Below are 21,952 nucleotides of genomic sequence, written 5' to 3'. Positions count from 1 at the left end.
ACAGGGCAGCGTAACGCTGAACGACGTGCCACTCTGCAAGTGTTCAATGACCTGATGGAGAGTGCGTGATGACCGCCCCAAAAATTACTTTTATCGGCGCCGGTTCGACGGTGTTCGTCAAAAATATTCTCGGTGATGTTTTCCAGCGCCCGGCGCTGAAATCGGCGCATATCGCGCTGATGGATATCGATGAAACCCGGCTGGAAGAGTCGCATATCGTGGTGCGCAAGCTGATGGATTCGGTGGGCGCGAACGGCGAAATCAGCTGCCATCGCGATCGTAAAACCGCCCTGCAGGGTGCCGATTTCGTTGTGGTCGCTTTCCAGATTGGCGGCTATGAGCCCTGTACGGTCACCGATTTTACCGTCTGCAAGCGCCACGGCCTGGAGCAGACCATTGCCGATACGCTGGGGCCGGGAGGCATTATGCGCGCGCTGCGCACCATCCCGCACCTGTGGGCTATCTGCGACGATATGACCGAGGTCTGCCCGGACGCCACCCTGCTTAACTACGTCAACCCGATGGCGATGAATACCTGGGCCATGTACGCCCGCTACCCGCATATCAAGCAGGTTGGCCTCTGCCATTCGGTACAGGGGACGGCGGAAGAGCTGGCGCGCGACCTCGATCTCGATCCGGCGGATTTACGCTACCGCTGCGCGGGAATCAACCATATGGCGTTCTATCTGTCGCTGGAGAAAAAGCTCGCGGATGGCAGCTACGGCAGTCTCTATCCCGACCTGCTGCAGGCCTACGCCGAGGGCCGGGCGCCGAAGCCTAACCTGCACGGCAACCCGCGTTGCGAAAACATCGTCCGCTACGAAATGTTCAAAAAGCTGGGCTACTTTGTCACCGAATCGTCGGAGCATTTCGCGGAATATACGCCATGGTTTATCAAGCCGGGCCGCGATGACCTTATTGCTCGCTATAAAGTGCCGCTGGATGAATACCCGAAACGCTGCGTCGAGCAACTGGCCAACTGGCATCAGGAGCTGGAGAGCTATCAGCGCGGCGAGCGCATCGAGGTGAAACCATCCCGCGAGTATGCCAGCACCATCATGAACGCCATCTGGACCGGCGAGCCAAGCGTGGTGTACGGCAATGTGCGCAACGATGATCTCATCGACAACCTGCCGCAGGGTTGCTGCGTGGAAGTGGCTTGCCTGGTGGACGCCAACGGTATTCAGCCGACGAAAGTGGGCGAGCTGCCGGCGCATCTGGCGGCGCTGATGCAGACCAATATCAACGTGCAGACGCTGCTGACGCAGGCGATCCTCACTGAAAATCGCGATTACGTCTATTACGCCACGATGATGGATCCGCACACCGCCGCGGTGCTGGGGATCGAAGAGATCTACGCGCTGGTGGACGATCTGATCGCCAGCCACGGCGACTGGCTGCCGGCCTGGCTGCACCGTTAATCCTCTCATGCCGCCGGGGGCAACGAACCCGGCGGTGCCTGTCACGCTCTATCAAACGCTGAAGGAGGCGCTGGCGACAGCGACCTGGACCCTATGAGTATTTCAATGACAACAAAGCTCAGCTACGGATTTGGTGCCTTTGGTAAAGATTTCGCTATCGGTATCGTCTACATGTATCTGATGTATTACTACACCGATATTGTTGGCCTGTCGGTTGGGGTGGTTGGCACCTTGTTCCTGGTGGCAAGGATCCTCGATGCGATAGCCGATCCGATCATGGGATGGATCGTCAACTGTACGCGATCGCGATGGGGGAAGTTTAAACCGTGGATCCTGATCGGCACGATAACCAACTCGGTGGTGCTGTATATGCTGTTCAGCGCCCATCACTTCAGCGGCGGGGCCCTACTGGCGTGGGTGTGGCTAACCTACCTGCTGTGGGGCTTCACCTACACCATCATGGATGTGCCGTTTTGGTCGCTGGTGCCGACCATTACCCTCGATAAACGTGAACGTGAACAACTGGTGCCTTACCCGCGCTTTTTCGCCAGCCTTGCTGGGTTTGTGACGGCCGGCGTCACGCTGCCGTTTGTCAGCGCCGTGGGCGGCGCCGACCGCGGTTTCGGTTTCCAGATGTTTACCCTGGTGCTGATTGCCTTCTTTGTGATTTCCACCCTGGTCACCCTGCGTAACGTGCATGAGGTTTACTCCTCGGATAGCGGCGTGAGCGAGGATTCCAGCCATCTTTCACTGCGCCAGATGGTGGCGCTCATCTATAAAAACGATCAGCTGGCCTGCCTGTTAGGCATGGCGCTGGCCTATAACACGGCGGCGAACATTATCGCTGGCTTTGCCATTTACTACTTTACCTACGTGATTGGCAGCGCGGAGATGTTCCCGTATTACATGTCCTACGCGGGGGCGGCGAATTTGCTGACGCTGATCCTGTTCCCACGACTGGTGAAAGGGCTGTCGCGGCGCATTCTGTGGGCGGGTGCTTCGATCATGCCCGTGCTGGGCTGCGGCGTGCTGTTGCTGATGGCGCTGAGCGGCGTTTACAACATCGCGCTGATTTCGCTGGCCGGGGTGCTGTTGAATATCGGCACCGCGCTGTTCTGGGTGCTGCAGGTTATTATGGTGGCCGATACCGTCGACTACGGCGAATATACGATGAATATCCGCTGCGAAAGCATCGCCTACTCGGTACAGACGCTGGTGGTGAAAGCGGGCTCGGCGTTTGCGGCCTGGTTTATTGCCATCGTGCTCGGTATCATCGGCTACGTGCCGAATGTTGTGCAGTCATCTCACACGCTGCTGGGGATGCAGGCGATTATGATTGCGCTGCCGACGCTCTTTTTCGCCCTGACGCTGTTTCTCTATTTCCGTTATTACAAGCTGAATGGCGATATGTTGCGCCGTATTCAGATTCACCTGCTGGATAAATATCGCCGGGTACCGGAAAATGTCGCTGAGCCGGAACGGCCGATTGTGGTACCCAACCAGGTGTAAAAAGCGTGCGAAAACCGCTGAGGAAAGAGGGGAGGGATGCTCTCTTTTTGTACAAGAACAGTGTCTGAAACAGACAGAAAGAGAGAAACTTTATTTCTCTATTTTGTCTCCTTTATTTCTCTTTCAGGGCGCATTGAATTGTTTTCTTCTCCATTTGTTCTCAAATAAAACTCGGAATTGTCTCTTTTTCGTGCTCTTGCGCGGCTTTTTAACTCTTGCTACTCTTTTTGGGTCTTACATTTTTCTCTTATTTGTCTCAGTGATGGAGCAATGCGATGCGCATTTTTATCGATGATGGTTCAACCAATATCAAAATGCTGTGGGAGCAAGATGGCGAAACTTTCACCCATATCAGCCCCAACAGTTTCAAACGCGGCTGGTCTGCCACCTTCGGTTCCGGGAAGCCCTTTAACTACACCGTGGATGATGAAAAGTACTCTTTCGACCTGATCACCCCCGATGCGCTCCCCACCAATAACATTGACTGGCAATATAGCCCGTTGAACTCCATCGCTGTCCATCACGCGCTGCTGACCAGCGGTCTTGAGCCGCAGGATGTCGAGATTGTGGTCACCCTGCCGCTGACCGAATTTTACGACGAAGATGCGCAATATCGCCTCGACAATATTGAGCGCAAGAAAAAGAGCCTGCTGCGCGACGTTAAACTGAACAAAGGCGTGGTGTTCAATATCACGAAAGTTACCGTGCGTCCGGAATCCATTCCGGCGGGGATCAGCCTGTGCGATGAACTGAAACCGTCGCATTCGGTGCTGATTATCGACCTCGGCGGCACCACGCTGGATATTTCAATGGTCGCCGGGCAGATGACCTCGGTTTCGCGCATTTACGGCGATCCGAAGCTGGGTGTATCGCTGGTGACCGATGCCGTTAAGCTGGCGCTGGCCCGGGCGAATACCGACACTTCCAGCTATAACGTTGACCAGATAATCATCAACCGCCACGACGAAGAATACCTGACCGACAACATCAACGATCCGGATGCGGTATCTGAGGTGAAGAAGGTGATCAATAACAGCATTGAACGTCTGACCACCCGCGTCCTGACGGCGATTGATAGCTTTAAAGGCTATTCGCACGCCATCGTGATTGGCGGCGGCGCGCCGCTGGTGGCCGATGCGATTCGTGAACGTATGGGGCTGCGCGAGGACCGTTTCGTGGTGGCTGAAGAGCCGCAGTTTGCCCTGGTGCGTGGTCTGAAAATTATTGGCTAAGGAGCGTCTATGACTCTGGATCGCAGAAAAGTGCTGATTTACCTGCGCCCGGATATCAGCGCCAGCGAGCGCTTCGCGGACGCAAAAATTGAGGCCCATCACCGTGGCGACCGCGGCGATATGTCGCGTACGGCGCTGCTGGCGGGGCTGGCGTTAGGGGAAGTTGATAGCCGCTTGCCGTCGATGCTGGCGGCGCTGCTGGCGGAAGATACTAAACCGGAAACGCTGCGTAAGATGCTGGCTTCGTTCCTTGAGATCCAGCCGGCCTCTTCCGCCCCGGCAGCTGCGCCAGCGGCGGCTCCAGCTAAGGCGCCGGAGCCGCCCGCGCCGGTCAGCGAGAGCGTCTCCGCGCGTAATCTCGCCGGTTCGTTACCGGATTAAGCGCTATTCCCGGTTTGCGCTATCCGGGAAACTCCCCGGCTTGCGCTGCGCTTAGCCGGGCTACTGTTTGCACTGTCCGGTAGCCCCGGGTAAGGCGGAACGCCGCGACCCGGGAAATTCCGCTTAGTTTGTAGGCCGGATAAGGCGTAGCCGCCACCCGGCATACAGGCGGCTCCCTGGCTGTGGCCATGCCCGGCGGCGCTACGCTTGCGCGGGCCTACGGATCCAGTGCAATGGTGGGCCCAGTCCGGTAGCCCGGGTAAGGCGGAACGCCGCGACCCGGGAAATTCCCCGGCTTGCGCTGTGCTTAGTTTGTAGGCCGGATAAGGCGTAGCCGCCATCCGGCACGAAGGCGGAACGCTGCCACCCGGGATATCGCCCTATCCGTGGGCGAGGAAGCGGGCCAGGCGCTGCTGCAGCAGGCGATTTTCGCGAGTCAGCCGCGCGTTTTCATCCAGCAGGGTCAGCGCCACCGCGATCCCCGGCCAGTCCAGCTCCAGCTCGTTACGCAGGCGCACCGCGCGATGGACAATCGTCACCGCGCTGTCGTCGAATAGCCAGGTTTCCGCCTGCGGCTGGTGCGGTTCAATCATCCCCAAGCCGACGATCTCCGTCAGCTCCTCTTCCGATACCCCGGTACGCAGGCACAATTCGGTAATGGTAAACGTCACTGTTACTGTAGCCATCAGGCTTTCCCCCATGTCTTACGCGGATCGAAGCTGGCTTCGGCGGCGGCCAATTGTTGCCAGAGCTCACGCGCTTTTTCATCTGGTTTTGGCGGCATGACAATTTTGATGACGGCGAACAAATCGCCAGTGTGGGTTTTGCTCACCAGCCCTTTGCCCTTGATACGCAGTCGCTGCCCTGCCTGACTGCCCGGCGGCACCGTCAGCAGAATGCTCTCTTTCAGGGTGGGCACCGTGACTTTCGCACCCAGCGCGGCCTCCCATGGCGCCAGCGGCAGGACGATCTCCAGGTTATGGCCGACAATATCGAACAGCGGATGCGGGGCGATGTGGATAACCAGCCACAGATCGCCGTTCGGGCCGCCGTTTTCGCCCGGCGTTCCCTGGCCTTTCAGACGGATACGCTGACCATCGACTACCCCGGCGGGGATCTTCACATTCAGCGTTTTCGGCGTTTCACTTTCGATCATGCCAAACACGTTGTACACCGGCAGGTTATAGCTGATGGTGCGCGTCTGCTCGGCCAGCGTCTCTTCAAGGAACACCGCCACTTCGATCTCCAGATCGTGGCCGCGTGCGGCATGCTGACGGCGACGCTGATGCGCCTGCTGGCCAAACATGGAGGAGAATATGTCGTCGAAATCTTGCTGGCTGTAGCTCTGCTCGTGTGTCTGCTGCTGGCGACCGAAGCCGGGATCGTTGCGATGCTGCCAGAGCTGATCGTATTCGGCGCGCCGCTGCTCATCTTTCAGGACTTCCCAGGCTTCGGCGAGATCCTTGAATTTGGCTTCGGCATCGCTTTCTTTACTGACGTCGGGGTGATATTTGCGCGCCAGGCGGCGGTAGGCGGTCTTGATAGTTTTCAGATCGTCGGTTGGTTGCACCCCGAGAATGGCATAATAATCCTTCAATTCCATGATTTTATCTCATCTATGCTCAGTGCGGTGGTTACATATTCCCTGGAACAGGCGTCAGTATAAAGCGTAGGGCAAATGCGCCCTGAAGGGGAAGAAAAGTGGCGGAAACTTGACGCCGTCGGGGTCGGCGGCGTCGTGGGCGAGGCTACTCTTTCGCCTGCGGCCGTGGGCGGCGGCGCCATCCTTCAAACAGCACCAGCAGCGCGCCGACGGCGCCAGCCACGCGCGCGGTGCCGTCCCCGGCGGCGGGAAACAGTTGCTGAATGGTGGGATCGCTGACCAGCATTGAGCCGGCAATCCAGCCGATGAGCATTCCGCCCAACAGCACCACGGCGGGAAAGCGGGTGAGCAGGACCAGGACCAGTTTACTGCCCGCGACGATAATCGGAATGCTGATCGCCACGCCGAGGGCGACCAGCGCAATGTGCCCTTTCCCCGCCGCAGCGACCGCCAACACATTATCCAGCGACATGATCACATCGGCGACGGTGATGGTGATCGCGGTGCGCCACAGGCTCGCGGAGCTGCCGACCTCGCTCTCTTCTTCCTCATTACTCACCAGCTTCATACCAATCCACAGCAGGAGCAACGCGCCGACTATTTTCAGCCACGGCAGCGACAGGAGATACAGGGCGAGCGCCAGCAGCAGCACGCGCGCCAGGATCGCCCCCACGGTACCGATGATGATCGCTTTGGTGCGCTTTTGTGGCGGCAGTTTGCGGCAAGCCATGGCTATCACCACGGCGTTATCGCCGCCCAGCAGTAAATCGATGGCGACAATCTGCAGCATAATCACCGCCATGTCCCATTGTTGGAATAACGCATTCATTTCGAGAGAAACCACCTGAAAAAAGAGCAAGAAAAACCGCTGCGCAGGGTACTCCGCCTGGGGCGCATTGACCACTGACGCAGACCCACGCCGTCGCGCGGGAAAAGCGTGCCTGAAAAATAAAGTTACGAATCAACGCGCCGTTGGGCAAGGCTTCGGCGAAAAAGGGTGATATTTTGTCACTCAGACTCACCTGCCGTTCACTTATCGCAAGGATCCCCACTATGTCTGGCCACAAGAAATACCTCTCTGTCGCCCTGCTGAGCGCTGTCTTACTGCCGGCGATGGCCTCTGCCGCTGACGCGCCGGCGACTTTCACCCCGGAACAGGAGGCGAAAATCGGCAAAATCGCCGCCGACTACCTGGTCGCCCACCCGGAAGTCCTCCTGCAGGCGAGCCAGAAATTGCAGCAAATACAGGCTGAACAGCAGGCCAGCGCGGCCACTCAGGCAGTGCTGAAAAACGCGGCTGTATTGACCCAGGATAAAAATACCCCGACCTACGGCCCGGCCAACGGCAAAGTCACGGTGATCGAATTCTTCGACTACCAGTGCGTGTACTGCAGCCGTCTGGCGCCGGTGATGGAGCAGGTGATTAAAGCGCACCCGCAGACCCGCTTCGCCTTTAAAGAGTGGCCGATTTTCGGCGGCCGCTGGGAAAGCTCGCTGGAGGCGGCAAAAACCGGCCTGCAGATCTATCAGCAGAAAGGGGCGGATGCCTATCTGGCCTACCATAACGGGATTTACGCTACCGGCCATAACGAAGGTAAGCTGACGACGGCGGATATCCAGCAGCAGGCGAAGAAAGCCGGCTTTGATGCGAAGAAGGCCACCGACGTCGAACCGGTGCTGCAGAGCATTAACGATCTGGCGCAGGAGATTGGTCTGAGCGGTACGCCGGGCGTGATCGTGATGCCGACCACCGGCGCCACGGAAGCCAGCATCACCGTCTTCCCGGGGCTGGCGGATCAGGCTTCGCTGGAAGCCGCCATCAAAAAAGCCGGCGGCTGATCCACGGCGTCGTAACCCATACAGGCCGCCGACGGCGGCCTTGCTCTCATGCGCGCTCGCTCTCTTCCTGCGGCGGCGGTAACGCGTGGCTTTTTAAATCAATAATCTGCCCGATTTGATCGTGGTAAACGGTGAGCAAATTATAGCGGCTCATCTCCGAGATAATTTGCGGCGCAACGTTAAAGCTGCTCGCCAGCTCATCATGTCGCAGGGTGAGCACCGCGGTATGATGCCGGGTGCGAGCGCGGCGCCGGTTGTAATGATACCAGAGGATCAACAGCCAGCCGTTCAGTGCGGCAATCAGCAGATACACCAGCGCCGTATTCAGTGAAGCCATCAGCGACTCCCAGCGCGGAGAGGGCGGCGCGATGAACTGCATCAGCAAATTGGCGTACAGAAAGAACAGAAAACCGAGCCAGGCCAGCAGCGTTAAACCGGCGTCGACCAGCCGGGGCAGCACACGGTGTTCGGTTAAGATGAGCGTATTTTCATTCATCACAGGCTTCCTTTTCCCCGGTCCGGACTCACCCAGCGCGCGCGGGAACGTTGACGTTTCACCATCACTTTCGGAAAAGCGACCAGCGTGGTCAGCAGGCCGATCATCCAGTAGACCATCGGGAACCAGATCACCCAGAACAGTGATTTGGCGACTTTTTTCTCGTAGCGTCGCTCGATATACAGACTGGCGACGAACTGCAGCAGGCACATCACGCCAAGCAGCATGCCGGTGAACTCCGGCGGAAACAGGCTGTGCACCGCCAGATTGTCAGGCAGCGGCATCAGGCGGCTGAGGATAAACAGCAGAATGGTAACCGCGTAGGCAAAGGCCCACAGCGTGGAGCAGGCATACTCCAGAAACAGCGGCCACATCCGATGATGCTCCCAGTGAAACAGGCGACGGAGGTTGACCAGAAAAACCTCCGCGCCGCCCTGCGCCCAGCGCAGACGCTGCTTCCATAACCCTTTGAGGGTCTCCGGCATCAGGATCCAGCACAGCGCCCGCGGCTCGAAAAAGATGTCCCAGTGGCGGAGCTGAAGCTTCCAGCTGATATCAATATCTTCGGTGATCATATCCGGGCTCCAGTAGCCGACGTCCGCCAGCGCCTGGCGCCGGAAGGCGGCAATCACACCGGAGACGGTAAAGACCCGGCCATAGATCCGCTGCGTCCGCTTGATAAGCCCAATGATCGACGAGAACTCACCCACCTGAATGCGGCCGATCAGCGTGGATCGGGTGCGGATCCGCGGATTGCCGGTGACCGCCCCGACGTGCGGATAGTGGATCAACGGCGCGACCAGCCAGGCCGCGGTATCCCGGTCCAGCAGGGCGTCGCCATCGATGCAGACCAGCAGATCGCCGCGGGCGGCGGCGGCGCCTGCTTTGAGCGCTACCGCTTTTCCCTGATTGGCGGCAAGGTGGATCACCCGCAGCCTCGGCTCCTCCTGCGCCAGCTGCTGGAGCACCTGGGCGGTGTTGTCCGAAGAGCCGTCGTTAATGGCGATCACTTCGAGATTGGCGTAACGCTGGGCCAGCGCCGCGCTGATGGTTTCCCGAGCGTTTTTCTCCTCGTTAAAACAAGGGATCAGGATCGAAATCAGCGGATTGCCCGGCAGCGTCGGCGGCGGGGTATCCTCCCCCCACGGCCAGTGGCGTTCCAGCTGAAACCAGAAATAAAGGCCCCCGGTGATCCACAGCACTGACATAAACAGCGGCCAGAAGAAGACAAAGTCGAGGATAAGCTCGCCGGTAAATACCGCTGCGACGCCTAACGGCAGCCCGAATACGAGGCATAAAATGCACAATGCGATAATGCGATCAGTCATGGTCAGGGTACCACCAGGAAGAAAATTGCGGCCTGATACGGGAGATATCAGGCTGGTTGTTAATAAAATCGTCAGGGTAGTAGCCGTAGTTTTTGACGCCGTTCAGCCGCAGCAAACGCATCCAGTCCGCCAGCTGCTGGTCGGGAATGGCGTTTTGCTGGCGTCGGTTCCAGTCTCGGGCCTGCAGTTCAAAGATGCTTTTCTTCAGCGCTCCCGGGTGGCTGGCGACGGCCTGGACCAGCCGCGTCAGCCAGGCCTGGCTGGCGTCAATCGGTACGGACTCCATCAGCGGCATTGCCATGGGTACCGTCCAGTCATAGGCGGCAAGGAAGTCATCCAGATTCTGCGCGAACCAGGCTTCGCTCTGCGGCTCCAGGATCGGCAGGGCGAAGAGATTACGCGCCGTTTTCACCTGCGGGCCGCGGATGGCCTGCACCGCCTGGCGTAGATCCAGAGTGAAGCGGGTCAGGGTTTGGCTTTTGAAACGCATCCATGCCTGGCGCTCTTGCGGACGTTGGGGAACCGGGCCGGCATCGTGCCCCAGACCCGTCTGCCGCCAGGCGGCGACCGCCTCCGGGCTCACGTCTTCAAAATCGGTCAGCACGGCGTCATCGTGAAACAGAATCCCGCTGAAGCTGGCGTGCCGGGCCAGATCTTCGTAGATGTCGGTGATCTGCTGGCGAACCCGGGGATCCCAGGGCGACAGGCGAACGTACGGCTGGCGGGCAAGTAACGCCTTCCCGGTTTGCGGATCCCAGCGCTGAACGCGCGGCAGATCGGACGAGAGATCGAAGGCCAGCACCGGCATCCAGGCATAGACCTTCACCCCGCCGCGGGTCTGCAACTGCCAGGAGACGAAGTTAAACAGGTCGGCGCGCATCGGCAGCCAGCGGTTGGGGAAATAGAGCGACTTGACCGTGCCGTCGCCTTGCGGGTCGGAAAAGGCCTGCAGAAAGACATGGCTGATTTTCATGTCATAGACGCGCTGCACCAGCTTATCGATATTTTTCGCCTGCTGGACGGGATTGGGGTCATAGACATAGTCCAGATCCACATGCATCACCCGAACAGGATCGGCTTCCTGAATCTGGGTTACGGCGTTGGCAAAGGCCTTGATCGACGGGTTACCGGCGATCAGCATGCGCGGAATATTGTCCAGATCTTTCACATTGCCCAGGCCGTCGTTCAGCGTAAACGCCAGCTGATACCCCTGCTGTTTGGCGATAGCCAGGGTGCTGCCGCTGGCGGCGCCATAGGGCCACACCCAGGCGCGCGGCGCTTTCCCGGCGACCTCGTGGATTTTCGCCGTCACTTTCTGCACGTCATCGGCCATGCGCCGGGTAAACTGCGCGTCGCTTTCATAGCGGCCGGTGGTTTTATCCCAGCCGCGGTTGGCGGCGGCGGGCTCGCGGCTGCCCTGCGGATTGGCCGGCAGACCGTAGTGCGAGGCCCAGGTGTGCGCGCCGATCTCCACCAGCGGCGAGCGGCTGAGCTCGCGCACCATCTCCCAGGTAGCGAAGCGCTCGCGCGGCGTCATCAGGCCGCCAAAATTAACGGGCTGGCCAGCGGGAGTGTCCACCCAGCTGCCCACCGGCGCCCACAGCGCCGGAACATTCCAGGCTTTAAGTAGCGGCCAGACGCGGGTGTAAAAGCTGCTATAGCCATCGTCGAAGCTGAGAAGAAAAGCCTTGGCCGGCAGCGGCTTAACGCCATGGTGTGCATCGAGAATGTCCTGGACGCTCACCGCATGGTACCCGTGATGCAGCAGCCAGGCGATCTGCTCGTTGAGCGCACTGGTGCGCACTGAAAGATAACGCTGGTCGGCGGCATCGTCTTCGACGTCATGGTAGGCCAGCACCAGAAAGCGATCCGCCGGCCAGGGTTGATTGGCCTCCGGTTGGGGGCGCTGCTGCGGGGCGAGGAAGGGGACTTCCTCAGCACGCACGCTGAAGATAAGGCACAGCCAGACGAGAAGCATCAGGCCGTTGCGCAGGGTCGTGTTCAGCATGGTCATCCTTAAAACCGTATATTTGCATCAAGAGTGATGGCGAGGTTGTTTTCGCGTTTACCGTCGTAGGGGCGTTTGTCCCAGTTCAGCATCACCCCGGTGTCGACGACGTTGTTCCAGCGCAGGCGCTGCCCATAACCCAGCACCGTGATCGCCCCGGCGGCGTGATTTTTTTGCCAGTAGCTGCCGCCGCCGGCGAGCAGCTGCTGGCTCCAGACGGTGTCATAGCGCTGGTAAAGCGTGTGATCGACGGCCAGCGCCGCGGTGGCGGCGAGGTCCCGTGCCGGACTGTAGTAGGCGGTGTCGGTGCGGCTATTGGCGCTGGCCGACAGACCGGGCTGCAGATCCAGCGTTAACCACGGCGTCTGCCAGAGGCGCTCTTTACCGGAGAGGGTGTACTCCTGGCGGCGGTTGCGATCGGTAAACCGGCTGGCGGCCACGCTGACGCGGTATTCCCGGCGTTCGTTTTGATACCAGCGCAGCCAGCCTTCGCCGCGGTTGGCGCTGACGCCGTTGCGTAACGCGCGCAGCGGAGTCTGCTGCGAAATCCGCTCCAGTTCGCCGCCCAGCTGCCAGCGATCGCTGACGTCGTGGGCGGCGGAAAGGCGGACGCCGGGCTTGTTCTCGCCGTGAAAATTGACGCTGGAGAGTTCAAGCTCGCCCCAGTAGTCGCGCGGGCGCCATTCAACGCCGGCGAACAGCTGGCGACGGCTGCCTTTCCCCTCTTCAAAATTGCCTTCAGCGAAGCGGTGCCCGCCGAACAACCGCCAGCTGTCGGCTAGCGGCGGGCTGTAGATCGCCGTCTCAAAACTGAGGTCGTGGGTGCCGCTCACCGGGTTGTCGGAGTGCAGCCCTTTGCCAACGCTCAGGCGAAGGTCGGAAAGATGATGGACCTCGCGCGCTCTGGCCAGGCGCTGGGTATTCAGATCCCGTGGCGAGCGGGCGACGACGTCGTCAGTCAGCAGATCCATTTGCCGCCACTCCTGCAGATCGAGGGCGACCCAGGCCTGCTGGCGCTCCAGCTGCAGGCTGGCGGGTTCCAGAGATTCCGCTGCTTTTAGCTGGCTTTCGGCGGCTCGCGGTAGCCCTCTGTCCTGCAGAAGGGCGGCATAATCTATCTGCAGGCCCTGATTGCCGGGGGCCGTTGCCGCCAGGCGCTGCATCCGGGCTTCGGCCTGCGGCAGGGCGTTGGTGGCCGCTAAATAGTGCACGTTAAGCGACTGTGCAGTGAGCCAGTCGTCATTCGGCTGCGGCGTCGGCGAACCGTAGAGACGACGGATGTAGGGTGCATTCCGGGTGAAGCGGGCGACATACTGTTGCGCCGCCGGGTACTGACCGGTGTCCAGCAGGGCGTAGAAAAGCTCGTGTTCCTCATTCTGTTGGCTTGTCAGCCACGAGGGATGCTGGTGAATAAGCGTCAGCGCAGGCTCAATTTGCTTAAGGGCGATATAAGAGGAGATGACCCAGCCGATGGCCCAGTCGGGAACGGTCTGCTGCTGCGCGATGAGATTTTGGTATTCACGGATGACCTGCGCGTAATCTGCATTGGCGTACAGCGCACCCAGACGATCAATGCGCGCCCGGATGATGTCGGGCGCAGCCTGTGGGTCGGGGTGCCAGGCGGCAATCATCGCGTCGTATTGCGCCAGGGCCGTGCGGGCCAGCGCGTAACGCGCGTTTTCTTCGCGGGAAGGGGTATCGGCAAGGCGCACCAGTTCGGCGGCGGCGTTCAACTGCAGATTGCGCTTTTCCGCAGGCGTCAGTTCGACGCTATTCGCCAGGCCGAGAGCAGGGGAATCGATCCGGTTGCGGGTCAGGGTCGCCATCAGGCTGGCCAGCGCGGCTTTGTTTTGCGGCTCACGATCGAGGATCTGCGTGTCCACCAACAGCTGGTCCCAGCTTTTGCCAAGCCGCAGGTAGACATAAGAGAGCGTCTGCAGGTGGGCAACGCTCGCCTGCTCCGCTACCAGGCGACGCGCTTCGCTGAGCGCCTCGCCGTCCTTGCGGGCATCGGCCAGCGTTTTGATATAGCCGATACGATAATCGTCACTGTCAGGGGCCTGGCTGAGAGCCTGCTGCCAGAGGGTGAGCGAGGCTTGCCACTGTTTCTGGTTACGCAGGGCCTGTGCCGCCGCGGCAGTACCGCGTGCGGGAAGCGGCATATAGACCTGGTAGCGTCGCCAGACTTTCACCACTTCATCGTCCTGGCCGGCCCAGAGAGCTACCTGCAGCCAGTCCGCCACCTGAGAAGGGGTTAAGGCATGCCGCAGCTGGTACTGCTGAAGATAAGAGAGAAAGGGGGCGTACTGGCCTTGACGCGCTTGCAGGATCTGCTGGTCATAGAGCGAATCTGCTCCCTGAACCAGCGCCGGGAAGAGCAAAAGCAAGCCGATTGAAAGCGAGAGTTTCGTGTTGCGATTAAACAATAACGTATTTGAATAAGGTGATCTTTCCATTTCTATTTGCCATATGTTCATCAAGAATCCATTGCACAACACGACCGTCCTTTGACGGTGAGTTAAAGGATGAGGATGGTCCCATTTAGCTGACTGGCACTGCGGGTGAATGACTTATTGCAAACTAATAAACATATCTCCTGTTGATAATTGAATGGATAATTTATACCCGATACGGCAGCGGATAAATATGGATAAATGATGAGCTGCGTTTTAAGATAATTCTGTAAAATCGACTTAATTCGAGCGGCGTTGTTGAAGTTGGTTTCTTTAACTTACTGAAATAAATAAAAAAGAGAGAGGGTTGGAATTTTGTTTCAAAATTGATGTGCTGCTTATATTGTGAAGAGGTTGGTGGTTTTTACTGGATATTTAAGATGATTTCTGACAAAAATTCTTAATGCCAAAAAAAGCATCTTTTCTGTGGATTTTTTTTATTTATAATTAATCCGTTTATTTTCCATCAGAACGCAAGGAGGGTTTTCACAGCCAGAGTCAGATGCCGCGCTAATGATAAATCACAGGTCTCGTTATTTTTACCGCCATGCGAAGCGTCCAAAGGGGGAAGGAAAACGTCTGGTTGACGAGAATTTGTTGATTAAATGTTAAAGGGACGATTTGTGGCAACTTCAATGATATTGGTTACTCAGGATTACTATCTTTTTCAAGGGGTTAAGAATTTCTTTCCTGATATCATTCAGTTAGATTCTAGCGGAAAAACGATTTTAGATAATGAGGTTGATGAGGTCTCTCTGCTGGTTGATAGCCGTTCGCCGCTTTGTCATTACGATTACCTGGTGATGGAGGCGGCACAATCCAGAAAGCGAATATGTTGTATCGTCCTCGATATGCGCCATCGGGAAGAGCATTTACTGAGTCTGAAATCGTTTTTAAACATGTCATTATCACCCGCCGATATGGCGACATTATTTGGGCTTTTTCTGGAGATGAAGAGCAAGCGGCTGACCAAAGAGTGGTTTGACGATCTGCGCTTAAGTTTGTCTGAACAGTTAATGCTACGTTTGCTTGGGGCGGGTATGACCATGGAGGAGGTGGCGGTGAATCTGAATACCTCGGTAAAAAGCCTTTACCGGAAGCGCACTGCGCTTTATGAGCGACTGGGGTTAGATAATTTTAATGAAGCCTGCTTATTTATCTTCAGAAATAAACTGCTGGAGCACTCCGTTAGGTCGCCATGAGGCTTGGTTGTACAGGGAGTAGATGACATCGCAAGGTATTTGATAACGGAAATATAATAAATTAAATAGCTATTGATAGGTACAACCGTCGATACCATCCGGTATCCATGGCGGCATTCGACATATAATTCCGGAGCTCTTTGGAAGTAATTACCGCGAATGCGGTTTGCTATGCACAGCGATTATTATAATGAATATATTCCTTGCGCTGCACAGGAATAGTTTTGTCATAAATTAACTCTACCATGGTATTCCGGCCCAGGTGTCGGAATACCATGGGATATCGTGAAAGCATCAGAGGAGCGAGGTGGATGAGAATAAGGGACAGTATTGCTGAACGGTTAGAGGCGAGTGGGCTCTACCGTCGGGCGGCATCCAGATGGATTGAGGTGATGCAGCGCTGCCTGAACGATGATGACAGAGAGTGGATCCGTCACCATCGTAATCAGTGTCTGAAAAAGGCGCAACGTCCGCCAGCGCCGAAAGAGGAGTTTGCCGACCTCCACCAGGCGGCCAAAGAGACGCAATATCGCATGGGTATCGCGAAGCCCTATGGCGAAGCGTTCAGGCTGCCCGGCAAAGGGAAAACGGCCGCCGAGTAATCCCTTTCTTCATGGCGTTTGCCTGACGGCTTCGTCTTATCCGGCCTACGGGTCCCCCACAGGTTCAAACAGCGTAGGCCCGTGCAAGCGCAGCGCCGCCGGGCGATACACATCAGACGGCGTACCCGCGGTTGTGCCTGATGGCGGCATAAATGCCTTATCCGACCTACGGGTCCTCCACAGGTTCAAACAGCGTAGGCCCGCGCAAGCGCAGCGCCGCCGGGCGATACACATCAGACGCCGTACCTGCGGTTGTGCCGGATGGCGGCATAAATGCCTTATCCGGCCAACGAGTCCTTTCGCAGGCTCAAACAGCGTAGGCACGCGCAAGCACAGCGCCACCGGGCGATACACATCAGACGCCGTACCTGCGGTTGTGCCGGATGGCGGCATAAATGCCTTATCCGGCCTACGGGTCCCCCCGCAGGCTCAAACAGCGTAGGCCCGCGCAAGCGCAGCGCCGCCGGGTAGGGGATCATAGAGTGGAGTTCGATGAAGAGTCCGGATGCAGAAAAGCAAAAACCCGCCTTTTGGGCGGGTTCTTTAAATAGTGGTGCCCGGACCCGGACTAACGCCGCAGGCGTTGAACAGCGCGCTTGTCGCGCTGGCCCCGAAGGGGTGAGCCGCTGTACGGCGAATAATCGAACGGAGTTCGATGGAGAGTCCGATCGTAGAAAAGCAAAAACCCAGCCATAGGCTGGGTTCTCTAAATAGTGGTGCCCGGACTCGGAATCGAACCAAGGACACGGGGATTTTCAATCCCCTGCTCTACCGACTGAGCTATCCGGGCAACGGGGCGCATTAAACCGTAATCCGCCCACCCCGTCAACCAAATTTCTTAAATTACTTATCGATTGCTTATCTTTGCGGCAATTCTGCGTTCAAAGGCGCGTTTTGGCTTAACTTCACTGCATGCCGTTATCACCCTCGCGGGTTTTCCAGCCGCTGGTAATGGCGATTACGTGGCGCAACCCGGAGATAATATAATCGCCAATGACCTCTTCATCCTCGCGCGGGGAGCTCAGCGTAATTTCCGCATCCACGCCGTGGCGATAGGCGCCATGGTGGCTAAAAATAGTGCCGATATAGCACTTCCCGTTCAGCCAGACCGGAATATAGGCCACTGTCTCATAGATATAGTTGATGGCGACGCCGCTGTAGTAGTTATCCGCCTCGTCGGCGGAGGTGCCCGGTGGGATGGGGCAGATCGGCGCATCGTTGTCGCTGACGGGTTTGTCTTTCAGCAGGCTGCCCTGCATGACCTCCAGCGAACGCAGCAGATCCGCTTTATCGCTGTCGCTGAGGGGTGGGGTTAACGGCTGGTCTTTCTCCGGGGAGCGGATGCTGTTCAGCGTATAGCGATAGCGAACCGTCACCGCGGGCGTCTGGCTCGCAGTGCTGAACGGGCGCAGCAGGTAGAGATTATCTTCGCCAAACTGGCCGTTGTACCACAGGGCATACACCTGACCGTTGATTTTGACCCAGTGGTTCCATTGGTTAGCCCCGCGGCCATTGATAGAAAAGAGGGCGCCGGGCACCCCGGCATCGAAATCATCGCCGTTATCACTGTCGCTGCCGTCGACGGCGGCAAAGTCATTATCGCCGCGCCGGAGCACCCCGGTGTAGCTGAAGAGCCCGGTGCCGCCCACGTAGCTGTCGATGATCAGATCGCGTTTGCCGTCACCGTCGAGATCGATCAGGGTAAAGCTGACTTTACCGTTTTCTGAATCTGCGCTGATCGAGGAGCGCAGAAACGCCTGCCACTCGTCATCGCTGATATCCGGGGAAGGTTTGCTGGTCGAAACCAGGGTGTCATCGGCGTAGGTGAGCGTGAAGTCGGTAATATGGCCGGTTAACGGAAACTGCTCGGCGACCTTATTCAGCGACAATTCTGGATCGCTTTTTTGCGCTTTCAGCACTGCGTTATACAGCGTGCGCAGGGCGAGGTTATCCGCCTCTTTCTGCTGCCTGGGGATCACCTGGCTGACAAAGGTCGGCAGCATCCAGGTGCCGCCGGGGGTGATTTCCCGACACATACCGGTGCTGTACTTCAGGCTGGGGGTAAAGGTTTTACCGTCCCAGACGCGGGTTTCGCCGGTTAGGCAGTCGGCAATGCCCCGTTCTTTGTGCAAAAAGACGATAGTGCCGTTGGCGTAGCTCGAGGCCTCGGTGGTCAGCAACCGTGGCTTGTTCAGCTGGGCGTTATCGACCAGCCACAGCGCATAGCCGTCGTTATAGGGCGCTCGCCAGCAGAGCGCCTGCACCAGAGAATGGGTTTTATCCAGCGCGGTCAGCGTGATCTGGCGCTCTGCCGCCGGGATGGCCGGGTTCTGCCAGTCGTCACAGCGCTGGTTCAGCAGCGGCGTCAGGGAGGGCAGCAGCTTCTGACGCTGAAGTATGCTCAGCGCCACCGGCTGCGCGTTATGGATCACCGGGGCGGCGATAATCTCCGGGGCGGCAGTGGCTGGCAAAATGGCATCGTCGCCGGCATCGCCTTTATCCAGCAGCGCGTCGGCGGTGCCAGTGCGTCGCTGAAACGCATCCATTTTACCCAGCACCTCGCGGCTGCCGGCGCTGGAAAGCGGCAGGTGCTGGCCGTTCAGGGTGAATTCGATTTTGCGCTGATTCGCCAGGGCCTGTAGCAGGGCGGCAGTCTGATCGCTGTCCAGACGGAAGTGGCTGTCGTCCTGGGCGTCCAGCGCGCCAAGATCCCGGTCGTCGATCAGCAGGCTAGCGGTGGAGTCGGCGGGGATATCGTGCTCGATTTGCGCAAAGGTGGCCGTGGCGGCGAGGTGCTGTTCGCTGCCGGCGTTGCGGGTCAACAGCACGCTGACCTCGCCCATGCGGACGCCGTAACCCGCCGCCCGGCAGGTGCCAGTGTTATCGCAGGCGAGCTCCCAGTCTTTTTGCGCAAAGGAAAAACCTTGCAGGGGAGCCGCCAGCAGAGGCGTGGAGCACAGCCCCAGCCAGGCAGCCCAGAAGAACGCGCGCATATCAATCCCTGTCAGCAATCAGTGAGGGGGAAATTATAGGCGCGACGTGGCGGTTAGGATATCAGAATCAGGTTAAGGCGCCGCCCATACGACACTGGGCGAAGCGCAGAATATCTTCTGCCAGCCGCCGGGCCGTATCCACATCCGTCTGGCTACGCTTGATCAGCAGACGGCTCAGGCAGCCCTCGACGATCAGCTCCATCTGTTTAGCGACCATTTCCGGGTCATCCACCTCCAGCTGAGTCAGCAGCTCATGAGTATAGGCCAGCGAAGCCTGCTTCTGCTGTTCCGCCAGCTGGTGAATGGGGTGCTGGGGATCGGGATAGAAGGTGCAGGCGGCGATAAACAGACAGCCGGGGTAGCGGTGGTTACTAACGCAGGTGGTGAGCGCGGCATAGCGTGCCAGCAGCTTTTGCTCTGCGCTTAAGGTGTCGTCCAGCAGCAACTGTCGGCGCCAGGCATCCACCTGCTGGCTCAGATAGCGAAGCGCGTCGTACAGCAGCGCTTCGCGATCGGGCCAGAAGCGTTTCAGGTCGCTCGTCGGACAGGACACGCGCTCAGCGACCATCTCCAGCGACGTGTTGGCGATACCTTCAATTTCAAGAATTTTAATGGCTTCTGCCAGGACGTCTTCACGTAGCACGGTGTTCTCCTCCATCTTTCCTCCTAAAGTGTCGCTCACGCTTGCCAATCGCGCAAATGGGCGCTGAATGCCGCGGCATCCATAAAGCCGGTGACTCGCCGCTCAGGCTGTTCCTGACCCTCAGCGTTGAAGAACAAGATCGTCGGCAGACCGAGCACCTGCAGGTGTTTCAGCAGCGCGACGTCTTGCGGGCTGTTCTTCGTCACATCAATCTGTAATAACACGGTGCCTTTCAGCGCCTGCTGCACGTCAGGTGAACTAAAGGTGTATTTTTCAAACTCTTTGCACGCCACGCACCAGTCGGCGTAAAGATCGAGCATCACCGGTTGGCCTTTTGCCTGCGCCAGCGCCTGGTTAAGCTCGGCCACCGAGTTGACGCGGGTGAACGTCAGATGCGCCTGCTGCTCGACTGCCGGAGCGCCAAATGCCCAGTCCTGCAGGGGCCGCGCGCTGACCAGCGCGGCAGCAAGCAGGATGATTTGTACCAGCCGCATCCACGGCCGGGTAGCGCCCAGCGAGGTGATAAACGCCCAGCTGAAGAAGGCGACGCCAAGCATTGACCACAGACGTAATCCCCACGGGTCGCCGACAATGCGCTCCAGCAGGAAAACGGGCAGAGCCAGGATCACGAACCCGAAGGCGGTCTTCACATGGCTCATCCACGGGCCGCTCTTCGGCAGCAGACGGTTGCCAAATACGGTGACGAGGATCAATGGCAGGCCCATGCCCAGCGCGTAGAGGTACAGCGTGCCGCCGCCCAGCCAGAGATTACCGCTCTGGGCGATATACAACAGGATGGCGCTCAGCGGCGCGGTGGTGCATGGGGAGCAGATCAGTCCGGCAATGGCGCCCATCGCGAAAACGCCACCGGGCGAGCCGCCCTGGCGCTTATTGCTGAGCAGCGCCAGCCGCGTCTGCAGCGAGGAGGGCAACTGGAGCGTGAACAGGCCGAACATGGAGAGCGCCAGCAGAATAAATACCACCGACAGTCCCGCCAGGACATACGGGTGCTGCAGGGCCGCCTGGAACTGCAGACCGGCGGCGGCCACTACCAGCCCCAGCGCGGTGTAGGTTAAGGCCATCCCCTGGACGTAAATAAAGGCCAGCAGCAGGGCGCGCGCGGCGGAAAGCCGCTGCTTTCCGCCCAGCACAATGCCGGAAATCAGCGGGTACATCGGCAGCACGCAGGGGGTGAAGGCGATACCAATACCTATCAGCAGCGCCCACAGCGCCGTAAAGGGCAGGCGGGCAGGCGTGTCTGCAGGCGGCACTGCGGCAGGCGCAGGTGATGTGGCGAGCTCCGGGGCCGGTCGCGGCTCAACCGGCAGCGGCGGGTTGAACGCCGGACGGCTGCTCGTCGACGGCATGGGCTCGATGGCGGTTGCCTGGCCGTCGGCAGAAGTCGCCAGCACGGCGCTCAGCGGGATCACTTTGGTTTCCGGTGGATAACAGAATCCGGCATCGGCGCAGCCCTGCCAGGTGACGGTGAGGGTGGCGTCTTTCTCCGCCTGCTTCACCGTGACCGGCACGGTCAGGCGCTGGCGGAAAATCTCGCTTTTGCCGTAAAACTCATCTTGATGCCACTCTCCTGCCGGGAGCGCCGGTTCGTCGATCGTCGCCCCGGCGGCGCGAAAGGTAAACTGTTGACGATAAAGATAGTAACCATCCTTGATTTGCCAGCTCAGGTTGACATCGTGCTGTTGCTGCTGAAAGTCAAAGGCGAAGGCCTGGTCAGCAGGCACGAAGTTCGAGCGCCCCGGCGCGTCGAATAACCCGGCGGTGGCTGACGTGCTGCACAGCAGCAGGATCAGCGTAATGATGCGGTAAGCCATGAGAGGTAATCGTTGTCTCCATGAATGACGGGTAGAACCAGCAGTTCAGGGGTTTGATACGGGTGGTGAGACTTCAGGCAATCCAGCAGCGCCTGCTGATGGGCAAGGTCGGTTTTGAGCAGCATCTGAACTTCATACTCCTGCTCGAGTTTCCCTTCCCAGTAATAGAGCGAGGTGGCGCCCGGCAGCAGCGTGGCACAGGCGGCCAGCTTGTCCGCCAGCGCTTTTGCCGCCAGATCCTGGGCGGTCGCTTCATCCGGCGCGGTACAGAGCACAACAACAGCATCAGGCGTAGTCATCATGAACCTCGTATCAGCGAAAAGAGGCACTATAGCACGCAAGATGCGGGGATATTAGCGTCACGATCGGGGGTAGGGGAGGGAAACGGGCAGCGGGCCCGCGCGGGGCCC

18 protein-coding genes, 1 tRNA gene and 3 pseudogenes are annotated in these 21,952 nt (G+C 58.6%); 9 read left to right on the top strand and 13 right to left on the bottom strand.

Going from position 1 to position 21,952, the window contains the following annotated elements; genetic code table 11:
* Nucleotides 1-68 precede the first annotated feature (68 nt).
* The 5 genes and pseudogenes from melA to AS136_RS12260 all read left to right on the top strand — a co-directional run bounded on the left by melA (nucleotide 69) and on the right by AS136_RS12260 (nucleotide 4,543).
* Nucleotides 69-1,421: an alpha-glucosidase/alpha-galactosidase gene (gene melA / locus AS136_RS12275; protein WP_012543145.1), complete on the top strand. Its 1,353-nt coding sequence runs from the start codon at nucleotides 69-71 to the stop codon at nucleotides 1,419-1,421.
* 93 nt (nucleotides 1,422-1,514) lie between these two features.
* A complete protein-coding gene (gene melB, locus AS136_RS12270; protein ID WP_012543144.1) occupies nucleotides 1,515-2,930 on the top strand; it encodes a melibiose:sodium transporter MelB in 1,416 nt (471 codons plus the stop codon).
* Between the two features lie 5 nt (nucleotides 2,931-2,935).
* Nucleotides 2,936-3,067 (top strand): annotated as a pseudogene (locus tag AS136_RS29350) (hypothetical protein).
* Between the two features lie 138 nt (nucleotides 3,068-3,205).
* Nucleotides 3,206-4,162, top strand: a complete 957-nt coding sequence (gene parM, locus AS136_RS12265; protein ID WP_004146678.1) for a plasmid segregation protein ParM domain-containing protein — start codon at nucleotides 3,206-3,208, stop codon at nucleotides 4,160-4,162.
* A gap of 9 nt (nucleotides 4,163-4,171) precedes the next feature.
* Nucleotides 4,172-4,543: a plasmid partitioning/stability family protein gene (locus tag AS136_RS12260; RefSeq protein ID WP_008807236.1), complete on the top strand. Its 372-nt coding sequence runs from the start codon at nucleotides 4,172-4,174 to the stop codon at nucleotides 4,541-4,543.
* Nucleotides 4,544-4,923: 380 nt separating this feature from the next.
* Here the strand turns inward: AS136_RS12260 and cbpM are convergent, their stop codons facing one another.
* Nucleotides 4,924-5,229, bottom strand: a complete 306-nt coding sequence (cbpM, locus tag AS136_RS12255; protein ID WP_012543142.1) for a chaperone modulator CbpM — start codon at nucleotides 5,227-5,229, stop codon at nucleotides 4,924-4,926.
* Nucleotides 5,229-6,146 carry a curved DNA-binding protein gene (gene cbpA / locus AS136_RS12250; protein WP_008807234.1) on the bottom strand — a complete coding sequence of 306 codons (918 nt, stop codon included), beginning with the start codon at nucleotides 6,144-6,146 and terminating at the stop codon, nucleotides 5,229-5,231. The genes cbpM and cbpA overlap by 1 nt, the downstream gene beginning before the upstream one ends.
* 75 nt (nucleotides 6,147-6,221) lie before the next feature.
* Here cbpA and AS136_RS28650 point away from each other — a divergent pair.
* Nucleotides 6,222-6,329 (top strand): annotated as a pseudogene (locus AS136_RS28650) (hypothetical protein); the annotation flags it as partial.
* Here AS136_RS28650 and AS136_RS12245 read toward each other — a convergent pair.
* Entirely contained in the window at nucleotides 6,292-6,975 is a 684-nt protein-coding gene (locus AS136_RS12245; protein ID WP_023323483.1) for a TerC family protein, read from the bottom strand. The pseudogene AS136_RS28650 and the gene AS136_RS12245 sit on opposite strands and share 38 nt — an antisense overlap.
* Nucleotides 6,976-7,199: 224 nt before the next feature.
* On the opposite strand from AS136_RS12245, the gene AS136_RS12240 reads away from it, so the two are divergent.
* Nucleotides 7,200-7,985 (top strand): DsbA family protein, encoded by a 786-nt coding sequence (locus tag AS136_RS12240; protein WP_008807232.1) that lies wholly within the window; start codon nucleotides 7,200-7,202, stop codon nucleotides 7,983-7,985.
* A gap of 46 nt (nucleotides 7,986-8,031) precedes the next feature.
* Here the strand turns inward: AS136_RS12240 and pgaD are convergent, their stop codons facing one another.
* The 4 genes from pgaD to pgaA are packed head-to-tail and all read right to left on the bottom strand — an operon-like array spanning nucleotide 8,032 to nucleotide 14,273.
* Nucleotides 8,032-8,481, bottom strand: coding sequence for a poly-beta-1,6-N-acetyl-D-glucosamine biosynthesis protein PgaD (gene pgaD / locus AS136_RS12235; protein ID WP_008807231.1), 450 nt, complete (start codon nucleotides 8,479-8,481; stop codon nucleotides 8,032-8,034).
* Nucleotides 8,481-9,809, bottom strand: a complete 1,329-nt coding sequence (pgaC, locus tag AS136_RS12230) for a poly-beta-1,6-N-acetyl-D-glucosamine synthase (RefSeq protein ID WP_008807230.1) — start codon at nucleotides 9,807-9,809, stop codon at nucleotides 8,481-8,483. The genes pgaD and pgaC overlap by 1 nt, the downstream gene beginning before the upstream one ends.
* A complete protein-coding gene (pgaB, locus tag AS136_RS12225) occupies nucleotides 9,802-11,817 on the bottom strand; it encodes a poly-beta-1,6-N-acetyl-D-glucosamine N-deacetylase PgaB (RefSeq protein WP_023323484.1) in 2,016 nt (671 codons plus the stop codon). The genes pgaC and pgaB overlap by 8 nt, the downstream gene beginning before the upstream one ends.
* Nucleotides 11,818-11,825: 8 nt before the next feature.
* On the bottom strand, nucleotides 11,826-14,273 hold the full coding sequence (gene pgaA, locus AS136_RS12220; protein ID WP_162823404.1) for a poly-beta-1,6 N-acetyl-D-glucosamine export porin PgaA: 2,448 nt from the start codon (nucleotides 14,271-14,273) through the stop codon (nucleotides 11,826-11,828).
* Nucleotides 14,274-14,905: 632 nt separating this feature from the next.
* On the opposite strand from pgaA, the gene AS136_RS12215 reads away from it, so the two are divergent.
* Nucleotides 14,906-15,472: a helix-turn-helix transcriptional regulator gene (locus tag AS136_RS12215; protein ID WP_012969132.1), complete on the top strand. Its 567-nt coding sequence runs from the start codon at nucleotides 14,906-14,908 to the stop codon at nucleotides 15,470-15,472.
* On the opposite strand, the pseudogene AS136_RS28645 reads toward AS136_RS12215, so the two are convergent.
* Nucleotides 15,470-15,589 (bottom strand): annotated as a pseudogene (locus AS136_RS28645) (hypothetical protein); the annotation flags it as partial. The gene AS136_RS12215 and the pseudogene AS136_RS28645 overlap by 3 nt on opposite strands.
* Before the next feature lie 128 nt (nucleotides 15,590-15,717).
* Between AS136_RS28645 and AS136_RS12210 the strand changes: the two are divergent.
* A complete protein-coding gene (locus AS136_RS12210; protein WP_306307738.1) occupies nucleotides 15,718-16,074 on the top strand; it encodes a PerC family transcriptional regulator in 357 nt (118 codons plus the stop codon).
* A gap of 714 nt (nucleotides 16,075-16,788) precedes the next feature.
* Here the strand turns inward: AS136_RS12210 and AS136_RS12205 are convergent.
* From AS136_RS12205 to cutA, 5 genes are all read right to left on the bottom strand, one after another.
* A tRNA-Phe gene (locus tag AS136_RS12205) sits at nucleotides 16,789-16,864 on the bottom strand.
* A gap of 115 nt (nucleotides 16,865-16,979) precedes the next feature.
* On the bottom strand, nucleotides 16,980-19,067 hold the full coding sequence (locus tag AS136_RS12200) for a DUF1176 domain-containing protein (protein ID WP_023323486.1): 2,088 nt from the start codon (nucleotides 19,065-19,067) through the stop codon (nucleotides 16,980-16,982).
* Nucleotides 19,068-19,134: 67 nt separating this feature from the next.
* Entirely contained in the window at nucleotides 19,135-19,710 is a 576-nt protein-coding gene (locus AS136_RS12195; protein ID WP_032691323.1) for a transcriptional regulator, read from the bottom strand.
* A 35-nt stretch (nucleotides 19,711-19,745) separates the two neighbouring features.
* Complete coding sequence (locus AS136_RS12190) at nucleotides 19,746-21,542, bottom strand: protein-disulfide reductase DsbD (protein ID WP_023323487.1); 1,797 nt, start codon at nucleotides 21,540-21,542, stop codon at nucleotides 19,746-19,748.
* Nucleotides 21,518-21,841, bottom strand: a complete 324-nt coding sequence (gene cutA, locus AS136_RS12185; protein WP_008807222.1) for a divalent cation tolerance protein CutA — start codon at nucleotides 21,839-21,841, stop codon at nucleotides 21,518-21,520. The genes AS136_RS12190 and cutA overlap by 25 nt, the downstream gene beginning before the upstream one ends.
* Nucleotides 21,842-21,952: the final 111 nt, after the last annotated feature.

It is taken from the genome of Klebsiella sp. D5A (assembly GCF_001620885.1).
GTDB classification, from domain to species: Bacteria; Pseudomonadota; Gammaproteobacteria; order Enterobacterales; family Enterobacteriaceae; genus Klebsiella; species Klebsiella variicola.
Note: the sequence above shows the minus strand (reverse complement) of the source record. Positions and strands in the feature narration are given on the sequence as shown.